General features: G+C 37.6%; 2 protein-coding genes. Both read left to right on the top strand.

The genetic code is table 11. The annotated features are described in order from the left end of the window. Window positions 1–204: KH domain-containing protein (locus tag BBROOKSOX_RS11665; RefSeq protein ID WP_180324056.1), on the top strand; the 204-nt coding region annotated here is incomplete at its 5' end. Window positions 205–229: 25 nt separating this feature from the next. Further along, complete coding sequence (gene recO, locus BBROOKSOX_RS11670) at window positions 230–919, top strand: DNA repair protein RecO (protein ID WP_139662048.1); 690 nt, start codon at window positions 230–232, stop codon at window positions 917–919. Window positions 920–996: the final 77 nt, after the last annotated feature.

The raw sequence follows: 996 nt of genomic DNA on the forward strand, positions 1-996 counted from the left end.
GCTGCCAGAATTTTTGTTGATAAAACCTCACAAAAAAGCATCGTTATCGGCAATAAAGGCGAGATGTTAAAGCTCATTGGCACCGAATCTCGTCAAAGTATTGAAGGTTTTTTGCAGCGTAAAGTATTCCTAAAACTTTGGGTTAAAGTCAAACAAGGCTGGTCTGATGACAAGCGCTCACTCGCTTCATTGGGATATGATTAATTAAAAAATATTTGCGTGGTTAATTATGACTAAAATTGATTTAACCCCTGCTTTTTTGATTCATCGTCGAGCATTTAAAGAGTCTTCTTTATTGTTAGATTTTTTTACCCAAGAGCATGGCAAAATTCGTCTAGTGGGGCGAGGCTTACGCAAGTCAAAAACACCCTTGCAAATGTTTCAACATATGAAAATCTCTTTTTCTGGTAGAGGTGAGCTTAAAACATTAACGACTTGGGAAGCAGACGACGAACCAAGAAATCTACAAGGAGAAACGCTGATATTAGGAATATATATCAATGAGTTGATTGCTAGACTATTGCAAGAACAAGACCCGCATGCGGCATTGTTTGATGCTTACAAGGCATTTATCAGTCAGATTGCCAAGTTAGAACAGCAAGCAAGATACTGGTCGCTCAGATTGTTTGAAAACAATCTATTGTCTGAATTGGGTTACGGCTATGATTTGGAGAATGATGTACATGGTGATGACATTGCGCAAGAGGCTTATTATCAATATCAGTCGCAATCTGGCTTTGTGCGTAGCAACATAGGTAAAATATCAGGAAACACAATTCAACGGATGTTGGCAAAAGATATATTAAATAGGCCAGATGTTGAGCAATTAAAATTATGTAGAAATTTAAATAGAGCGAGATTGCAACCGTTACTCGGCAACAAACCCTTGCAAAGTCGTTCTTTATTCTTTACCAAGTAGACAAAATGAGTATTTATTTAGGGGTCAATATTGACCATATAGCCACAATTAGACAAGCCAGAGGCACAATCATCAAA

Source organism: bacterium endosymbiont of Bathymodiolus sp. 5 South (assembly GCF_900128535.1).
In the GTDB taxonomy this organism is placed as follows: domain Bacteria; phylum Pseudomonadota; class Gammaproteobacteria; order PS1; family Pseudothioglobaceae; genus Thiodubiliella.

Bases quoted from the DNA above. Each gene is read 5' to 3' on its own strand.
- recO (WP_139662048.1), top strand. From the start codon at position 230: ATGACTAAAATTGATTTAACCCCTGCTTTTTTGATTCATCGTCGAGCA.